At 60.2% G+C, this 7,532-nt stretch carries 5 protein-coding genes and 1 pseudogene; 3 read left to right on the top strand and 3 right to left on the bottom strand.

Annotation, left to right across the window (positions count from 1 at the left end; all coding sequences use genetic code 11):
• The 3 genes and pseudogenes from ACE3SE_RS01730 to ACE3SE_RS01720 all read right to left on the bottom strand — a co-directional run.
• Positions 1 to 533: pseudogene (locus ACE3SE_RS01730) on the bottom strand (hypothetical protein); the annotation flags it as partial.
• Between the two features lie 2 nt (positions 534 to 535).
• Entirely contained in the window at positions 536 to 958 is a 423-nt protein-coding gene (locus tag ACE3SE_RS01725; RefSeq protein WP_045845104.1) for a DNA polymerase III subunit chi, read from the bottom strand.
• The gene (locus ACE3SE_RS01720) at positions 945 to 2,510 is read right to left on the bottom strand and encodes a leucyl aminopeptidase (RefSeq protein WP_045845105.1); all 1,566 of its coding nucleotides are present in this window, start codon (positions 2,508 to 2,510) and stop codon (positions 945 to 947) included. The genes ACE3SE_RS01725 and ACE3SE_RS01720 overlap by 14 nt, the downstream gene beginning before the upstream one ends.
• 202 nt (positions 2,511 to 2,712) lie before the next feature.
• Between ACE3SE_RS01720 and lptF the strand changes: the two genes are divergently transcribed.
• The 3 genes from lptF to ACE3SE_RS01705 are packed head-to-tail and all read left to right on the top strand — an operon-like array spanning position 2,713 to position 7,468.
• Complete coding sequence (gene lptF, locus ACE3SE_RS01715; RefSeq protein ID WP_045845106.1) at positions 2,713 to 3,813, top strand: LPS export ABC transporter permease LptF; 1,101 nt, start codon at positions 2,713 to 2,715, stop codon at positions 3,811 to 3,813.
• Between the two features lie 6 nt (positions 3,814 to 3,819).
• A complete protein-coding gene (lptG, locus tag ACE3SE_RS01710; protein WP_045845107.1) occupies positions 3,820 to 4,896 on the top strand; it encodes an LPS export ABC transporter permease LptG in 1,077 nt (358 codons plus the stop codon).
• Between the two features lies 1 nt (position 4,897).
• Positions 4,898 to 7,468 carry a [protein-PII] uridylyltransferase gene (locus ACE3SE_RS01705; protein ID WP_131359407.1) on the top strand — a complete coding sequence of 857 codons (2,571 nt, stop codon included), beginning with the start codon at positions 4,898 to 4,900 and terminating at the stop codon, positions 7,466 to 7,468.
• The last annotated feature ends 64 nt before the right edge of the window (positions 7,469 to 7,532 follow it).

The raw sequence follows: 7,532 nt of genomic DNA, 5'->3' as shown, positions 1-7,532 counted from the left end.
TGCATGGCTGTCGGCATAGTCGCAACTGCTGGCGGGGCGGACGCAGTCGCATTCAGCTGGGCGGGCTTGTCGGCAGGTAATTCCGGCACCGCCTCATCCAGCACAAACTCGAAGCCATCCACCGCCATCAAGGGTGCTTCGGGCTTCGGTGAGTTTTGCGCAGCAGGCGGGGCCGCCAGGGACAGCGGGTCGCTGCCCTGCAATACCTGGCCCAGATCCAGCTCGTCCGCCGCTTCGCTCAGGTCCAGCGAAGGCAGGCCGGACAGATCCAGCGCCGGGCTGTCACTGACCGGCGGCGCTGCCACCTCCAGGTCTTCCAGTGTCAGCTCGGGAATATCCAGTTCTGCCACGCCTTCTGCCGGAGCAGACAGGGCACGGTGTGCGGCATCCAATTCGCTGGAAAAGTCAAAATCCGGCACATCCAGCACTTCGTCCGCCAGGACGGGAATGGCGGTTTCATCCACCACTTCGTCCAGCACGGGCAGGTCCAGCTCGTCCCAGGAGGGCAGATCAGGCGTTGGCGACTGGTTCATGGTCACTTGTGGCTCATGTCATGATGTTGAATGGCGTAACCGCGAGCGCGATAGGACTTGAAGCGGTGGCGCGCAGTGGCCAGCGCCTGCTCATCGGTACCGACGATTTCCAGGATACGGGAAAACTGCGCTGGCTCGACCGGCAATTCCGGCCCCAGGTTCAACAATACCGGGTGCTGCAAACCGGCCGGCAGACTGGCGGTCAGCCAGATCGGCGTTTCGGCCGCTTCGGGAGAATCCATCCGGCAATGGGCGATGAACTGGGTATCACCCATGCACCAAAGCCGGTTACTGAAGGTATCCAGCGCCCGCTCGTCTTCCAGCCAGACCAGCAGGCGCTCTCGCTTGCGGAATACCGTTGCGGCCAGCTTGCAGGCAAACTCCTGCGGCTGGGCCACATTGGTATAGAAATCAATCCGCGTCATCTTCTACGATTTCAGGCGATTCACGACGCGGGCGGCCACGGCGCACGACATTGCCCAGGGCGATGTCGGCACGGTCTTGCAGGAACTGAACCAGCAAGGGTACCGGGCGACCGGTTGCGCCCTTGTCCTTGCCACTCTTCCACGCAGTGCCGGCGATATCCAGATGTGCCCAGTCATAAGCCTTGGCAAAACGCGACAGGAAGCAGGCGGCGGTGATGCTGCCACCCGGACGCCCGCCGATATTGGCCATGTCGGCAAACGGGCTCTTGAGCTGTTCCTGGTACTCATCCCACAAGGGCATGTGCCAGGCACGGTCGGCTACTTCTTCGCCAGCCGCCAGCAGTTCACGCGCCAGGCTGTCCTGATTGCTGTACAGGCCGGTGGCGATATGGCCCAGCGCAATCACGCAGGCACCGGTCAGGGTGGCAACGTCAATCACGGTTTGCGGATTGAAGCGCTCGGCAAAGGTCAGCGCATCACACAGGATCAGGCGGCCTTCTGCGTCGGTATTGAGCACTTCGATGGTCTGGCCGGACAGGCTGGTGATGATGTCACCGGGCTTGACGGCATTGCCGGCCGGCATGTTTTCGCAAGCCGGAACAATCGTCACCAGATTGATCGGCAGCTTCATTTCCACCGCCGCGCGGAAGGCACCCAGTACCGAGGCTGCGCCGCACATATCGTATTTCATCTCGTCCATGCCTTCACCGGGCTTGAGCGAGATACCGCCGGAGTCAAAGGTGATGCCCTTGCCCACCAGCGCCAGCGGGCGGTCGTTCTTGTCCTTGGCACCCTGGTATTGCAGCACGATGAGCTTGGGCTCCACCACGCTGCCACGGGCAACCGACAGGAAGGAATGCAGGCCCAGTTCTTCCAGCTGGCTTTGGCCGTAGATTTCCACCTGGGTGCCGAATTCTGCGGCAATGCGCTCGGCTTCTTCTGCCAGGTAAGCAGGCGTGCAGACATTGGGCGGCAGGTTGCCCAGGTCCTTGGCCAGTTTCATGCCATTGCCAATGGCCAGGCCGCGCAGCAGGCCTTTTTCGCCATCAGCCAGGTCGCTGCGGCGCGGCACGGCCAGCGTGAGCTTGCGCGGCTCGCGGGCGCTGTCGTCCTGCTTGCTCTTGAAGCGGTCGAAGCGATAGAGCACGTCCAGCGTCACCACGGTGGCTTGCTCGATCATCCATTCGACATCGTGTTTTTTCACGGTCAGTTCGGTGAGGTAGCTTACCGCTTCGGTGGCGGAAGTCTGCGTCAGGCTGCGCACCGAGCTGCGCACGGCCTCGCGGTATTCCTTGGCGCGGAAGTCGCGTTCCTTGCCCAGACCCACCAGCATCACACGGTCGCACAGGGTATGCGGCACGGAATGCAGGATCAGCGTGCTGCCCAGCTTGCCTTCCATGTCACCGCGACGAATGACGTCGCTGATGAAACCGTTGGAGATGCGATCAAGCAAGTCGGCAGCAAAGGTGAGCTTGCGCGATTCATAGACGCCCACGATCACGCAGGCAACGCGCTGCTTTTCCGGGCTGCCGCTTTTTATGTTAAATTCCATCTTGTACTCCCATGAAATGCGAGTGTCAGTTGCTCCACTTCCTGCAGGCTGCCAGCGATGTCTGGCTTACCTAAAGGCCCTGCCTGTAGCAGGCAAAGACAGAAGCTGCGTCCATCCCGAAATTTGCCGAAACCGGCGTTTCAGAGTTATCAAATCAAATTATCACTACGCTAGTCATAAAAAGTCAAAAAGGCACTGATAAATGGTTTTTCGTAAAAGCCTGACCCGAGAATTGACTTTTACCGCCCTGGGCGTATTTGTCGTCCTGCTGGCCATCATTCTCTCGACCCAGGCCATCAACCTGCTTGGCCGTGCGGCCGAGGGGCAAATCGCCAACGAAGCCGTCACTGCGCTGATCGGCTTCTGGGCACTGGGTCTGTTCCCCCTGCTGATGATTCTGACCGTTTTCGTCACCGTACTGGTGGTGATGACCCGTATCTGGCGCGACCATGAAATGGCCGTCTGGCTGTCATCCGGCCTGTCCTTGCGTGACTGGGTGTGGCCGGTGATGCGTTTTACCATCCCGCTGGCCTTGCTGGTGGGCATTGTGTCGCTGTTCATCGCGCCCTGGGCGGAAGAGCGCAGCCAGGTGTATGCGGAAATCCTCAAGCGCCGGGAAGAAATCAGCGCCATCGCGCCGGGCGTGTTCAAGGAAACCGGCTCCGGTAGCAAGGTGTATTTCATTGAAAGCTATGGCGGCGACCATGGCGCAGCCACGCGCATCTTCATGCAGGACTTGAGCGAGGGCAAAGTGTCCAGCATTTTTGCCAAGCGCGGCTACATTTCGGTGAATGAAGACAACGAACGCGTACTGGTGCTGGAAGACGGCCGCCGCTACGTGGGTGAACCGGGCAAGTCCGACTACGAGGTGGGCAGTTTCCAGCGTTACAGCGTGTTGATTGGCACCAACCAGAAACTGGCCGCCCCGCCCAACAACCGTCAGGCGCAAAGTACCGGCAGCCTGATCGGCAGCAGCGACCCGGCCTTGCGCTCGGAACTGGTATGGCGCCTGTCCATGCCGCTGAGCTGTCTGGTGCTGGCCTTGCTGGCCATTCCGCTCTCTTATTACAACCCGCGCAGCGGCCATGCCTACAATCTGGTGGTGGCCTTGCTGGCATTCTTCCTGTACCAGAACAGCCTGACGCTGGTACGTAACTGGATTACCCAGGGCAAGGTGGGCATGGCCAGCATCCTGATCGTTCACGTGATCGTGCTGATCCTGGCCGTGCTGTTGCTCAAATATCGCGACCGTCCGGCCAATACCGTGCGTCAGACCCTGAAATACTTCCTGAACAAGCCCTGAAGCCAGATGAAACTGATTTATCGCTACATCATCAGCGCACTGACCCAGTCCACGCTGTTTACCCTGGCAGCCTTGCTGGGTCTGTATGGCTTCTTCGACATCATTCACGAAGTGCCCGACCTGAACCATGGCAATTACTCCATCGGCAAGATGCTGGGCTATATCGCGCTGCAAGCGCCTGGCCACGCCTACGAACTGATGCCGCTGGCGGTGCTGATTGGCGGCATGGTGGCCATGACGCAGCTGGCCAGCTCCAGTGAATACACCGTCATCCGCACCTGTGGCATCACCCTGGGCCAGATTGCCCGCACGCTGCTGCTGTTCGGGCTGGGCTTTGCCGTGCTCACCACAGCACTGGGCGAGTTCATCAGTCCCTATGCGCTGCAGCAGGCCGAACGCATGAAACTGTCGGCCATGCGTTCGATGGTGGCGCAGGAATTCCGCTCCGGCATCTGGGTGAAGGACAACAACAACTTCATCAATGTGCACGAAATGCTGCCGGACACCACCTTGCTTGGCGTGCGCATTTATACCTATGACGACAACTACCAGCTGGTGACCACCCGCTATGCCGAGCGAGGCAGCTACCAGCGCAACGCCCATGTATGGCAGTTGAGCAATGTGGTGGAAACCCGCCTGTTCCCGGACCATGTGGAAAGCAAGACCGTGGCCCTGGCGCAATGGGCGTCCATCATCGAACCGGACATCCTGAACGTGCTGCTGGTGGTGCCGGAACAGATGTCGGCACTCAACCTGATCAAGTACATCGAACACCTGAGCGCCAACAAGCAGCAAACCCAGCGTTATGATATTGCGCTGTGGAGCAAGCTGTTCTACCCGCTGGCCTGTGTCTCGATGGCCCTGGTGGCACTGGCCTTCACCCCGCAGCAACGTCGCCATGGCCAGCTGGGTGTGCGACTGTTTTCCGGCATTTGTCTGGGCGTGGGTTTCCATTTCATCAACCGCCTGTTCGGGCATCTGGGCTTGCTGTACAGCTGGAACCCGGTGATTTCCGCCACGGTGCCCACCTTGCTGTTTCTGTTTGCCGGTATCGCCATCATCCTGAAGCAGGAAAGACGCTGACATGGAACCACTCTCCGCCGAGCTGACCCAGGCACTGCGCAAGCAACTGGCCCAGGAACGGACTGCCCTGCTGGAGCAGTACCGGTCCCATCGCGACCCGCAACGCTACCTGAGCCAGCACAGCCAGCTGGTGGACCGTGTGCTGCAACAGTTGTGGCAGCATGCCGGGCTGGGAGAACAGGCCAGCATGATTGCCGTCGGCGGTTATGGCCGTGGCCAGCTGTTTCCCAGTTCCGATATCGATGTGCTGGTATTGCTGCCCGCCGTCAGCCCGGCAGAACTGCCCGAGCAGGTAGCCGCACTGATCGGCCACATGTGGGACATCGGTCTGGAGGTGGGGCACAGCGTACGCACGGCGGAGGAATGCCTCCAAGAGGCGGCCGCAGACATCACCATTGAAACCAACTTATTGGAAAACCGGCTGATTGCCGGGGCTGCCACGCCCTATCAGCAGCTGATTCAGCGCCTGGACTGTCAGCGCGACCCGCTGGCCTTCTTCGAAGGCAAGACGCTGGAACAGCAGCAGCGCCACAACCGCCACTTTGGCGTGACCAACAATCTGGAACCCAATATCAAGGAAAGTCCGGGCGGCCTGCGCGACCTGCACACCATCTTGTGGATCAGCAAGGCCATTGGTCTTGGTGAAAACTGGAGCGATCTGGTACAGCGCGGCATTCTGACCCAGGCAGAAGCACGGCTGATTCACCACAGCGACCGCCAGTTGCAACGCCTGCGCATCGATCTTCACATCCTGGCACGACGCCGCGAAGACCGGCTGATTTTCGATCTGCAGCAAAGCATGGGCCTGGCCTTCGGCCTGCAGGACACCCCGGCCAAGCGCGCCAGCGAACAAGTGATGCAGCTGTATTTCCGTGCTGCCAAGACCGTCAGCCAGCTCAATGGCATTTTGCTGCCCAATCTGCGTGCCCGCCTCTATTCGCAAGTACCACGCATCACGCAAAACCTGAACGAACGCTTTTATTCGGTCAACGGCATGCTGGGCATCCGCCGGCCGGATGTATTTGAAAAAGAGCCTTCGGCCATTCTGGAGGCTTTTTTCATGCTGCAACGCAACCCGGAACTCACCGGTTTTGCGCCACGCATGCTGCGTGCCCTGTGGCATGCCCGCAGCCACATCAACGACCGTTTCCGCAAGAACCCGGAAAACCGCCGCCTGTTCATGCAGATGCTGCGCGAACCCGGCCTCACCCGCTGCCTGCGCCGCATGAATCTGTACGGCGTGCTGGGGCGTTATCTGCCCGGCTTTGGCCGCATTGTCGGCCAGATGCAGCATGACCTGTTCCACGTGTATACCGTGGACGAACACATCCTGATGGTGGTGCGCAATCTGCGCCGCTTTGCCATCAGCGCCTTCAATCACGAATACCCCTTCCTGTCGCGGCTGATCAACGATTTCGAACGACCGGAAGTGCTGTACGTCGCCGGCCTGTTTCATGACATTGCCAAGGGGCGTGGCGGAGACCACTCCACGCTGGGCATGGTGGATGCGCGCGAGTTCTGCGAGCAGCACGAACTGTCCGCCGAGGACACCGAGCTGGTGGTATGGCTGGTAGGCCAGCACCTGACCATGTCCAGCATTGCGCAGAAGCAGGACATTTACGACCCGGACGTGATCCAGCGTTTTGCCGAACTGACACAAACCCCGCGCCGCCTGGCGGCGCTATACCTGCTGTCGGTAGCCGACATCCGCGGCACCAGCCCCAAGGTGTGGAATGCCTGGAAGGCCAAGCTGCTGGAAGACCTGTACAACGCCACCCTGCGCGTGCTGCTGCGTGGCGGCGAGGTGGACCTGAACTCGGAACTGGAAGAGCGCAAAACCCAGGCGCTCAGCCTGCTGCGCCTTTATGCGGTTCCGGCCGGCGTGGAGCAAAAGCTGTGGTCGCAGCTGGACATGGTGTACTTCCTGCGCCACGAGGCCAAGGAAATTGCCTGGCATGCACGTATCCTCAACCGTTTCGTCAATATTGAAACGCCGATGGTGCGCGCCCGTCTGTCGGACGATCACGAAGGCATCCAGGTACTGGTCTACACCCCGGACAAGCCGGAACTGTTTGCCCGCACCTGCGCATTTTTTGGCCGCACCAACTACAGCATTGCCGATGCCAAGGTGTACACCACGCGTCACGGCTACGCGCTGGATACCTTCCATGTCTTCATCCCCGAGCATCACGACGGGGATTACCGCGACATGATCAACTTTATCGAATTCGAACTGGCCGAATGCCTGCGGCTGGAAACACCGCCGCCGCCACCGGCCAATGGTCGCATCAGCCGTCACCTGAAGCACTTCCCGATTGCGCCGCAGGTGCTGATTCGCCCGGACGACAAGGACAACTTCTACGTGCTGTCCATTGTGGCTGGCGACCGTCCCGGACTGCTGGCACGTATTGCCAAGGTGCTGGCGGACTACCGGCTGAGCGTGCAGTCCGCCAAGATCATGACCCTGGGCAGCCGTGCGGAAGACTCCTTCCTGGTGAGCGGACCCGGCCTGAAAGACGACAAAACGGTACTGGCACTGGAAAGCGAGCTGATTGCCGCCTTGCGCATCTGAGTTGGCAGCAGCCACCCGGCCCAGTAACTGTTTTTGACCGTCAGGGAACAAGCACGTATGCTGG

The sequence above is a fragment of the Aquitalea pelogenes genome (genome assembly GCF_041914625.1).
Taxonomy (GTDB): Bacteria; Pseudomonadota; Gammaproteobacteria; order Burkholderiales; family Chromobacteriaceae; genus Aquitalea; species Aquitalea pelogenes.
The sequence above is the reverse complement of the archived record's forward strand: the minus strand, read 5'-3'. Positions and strand labels throughout refer to the sequence as shown.

Coding starts and splice junctions, on each gene's coding strand:
- ACE3SE_RS01725 (WP_045845104.1), bottom strand. CDS start 958: ATGACGCGGATTGATTTCTATACCAATGTGGCCCAGCCGCAGGAGTTT.
- ACE3SE_RS01720 (WP_045845105.1), bottom strand. CDS start 2,510: ATGGAATTTAACATAAAAAGCGGCAGCCCGGAAAAGCAGCGCGTTGCC.
- lptF (WP_045845106.1), top strand. CDS start 2,713: ATGGTTTTTCGTAAAAGCCTGACCCGAGAATTGACTTTTACCGCCCTG.
- lptG (WP_045845107.1), top strand. CDS start 3,820: ATGAAACTGATTTATCGCTACATCATCAGCGCACTGACCCAGTCCACG.
- ACE3SE_RS01705 (WP_131359407.1), top strand. CDS start 4,898: ATGGAACCACTCTCCGCCGAGCTGACCCAGGCACTGCGCAAGCAACTG.